This is a genomic window from Ruegeria sp. C2 (genome assembly GCF_056537765.1).
Genome location: NZ_JBQFRZ010000025.1, coordinates 1 through 788 on the forward strand (window position 1 = coordinate 1; position 788 = coordinate 788).

Genomic DNA, 788 nt, shown 5'->3' on the forward strand with positions numbered 1-788 from the left:
AGAAATACATCGGTCCTGCTTTGTTATGCGAGCAGTTCTTTGAATTGTTGAAAGGGACAGAGTCCTGGTGTGAATTGGCCTTTACGGATCATGTGCGCGACCTCGATGCCGGCCAGAGTTGCTGAAGCCGAAGCAAAAGATTTGAAGCCGAGCATCGGGCGGGTTCGTCTTTTGATGAAACGGTGGTCCTGTTCGACGATGTTATTGAGGTATTTCCGCCTGACCATTTCAATTGGCACCGGGCAACCAAAGCCTTTAAGCATCTTGTTTATGGCCTTGATACCAGCCGTGTTAGCACCGCTTTTGTCGATGACGATCTTCCTTGGAAGCCCGTTGACCTCCAGCGTTCGGGCGAAGAATTTGGTGGCGGCGGGTTTGTTTCGACGCTGCGAAAGCATGAAATCAAGTGTCTTACCGTGCTTGACGACAGCTCTATAGAGATAAACCCACGCGCCTTTCACCTTGATGTAAGTCTCGTCCATTCTCCAAGAACGATCGCAAGATTTTTTGCGGCGACGCGCGGCCTCAGCAACCGCGTTAGAGTATCTTGTCACCCAGCGGTTCAGTGTAGTGTGGTCCACCGAAACACCGCGCTCACCCATGATTTCCTCCAAGTCACGGTATGAAACACCATATCGAACGTAGAAGAACACTGCGAATAGGATCACATCTTTCGGATATTGCGCACCCTTGAAGGAAATCATGAACTGACTTTCGGCTGAATTACACCGGCAGCTATTCACTCTCTGCGTTCTTGAGCGTCAATGGTCAAAGTTTGCAACAGAACC

The 788-nt window shown here is 50.0% G+C and carries 1 protein-coding gene; it reads right to left on the reverse strand.

The genetic code is table 11. From position 1 onward, the window contains the following. Positions 1-23 precede the first annotated feature (23 nt). The gene (locus ACR0IV_RS21745; protein ID WP_480661160.1) at positions 24-704 is read right to left on the reverse strand and encodes an IS6 family transposase; all 681 of its coding nucleotides are present in this window, start codon (positions 702-704) and stop codon (positions 24-26) included. Positions 705-788: the final 84 nt, after the last annotated feature.

What these genes read in the sequence shown, in the direction of transcription:
- ACR0IV_RS21745 (WP_480661160.1), bottom strand. Translation starts at nt 704, where the DNA reads ATGATTTCCTTCAAGGGTGCGCAATATCCGAAAGATGTGATCCTATTC.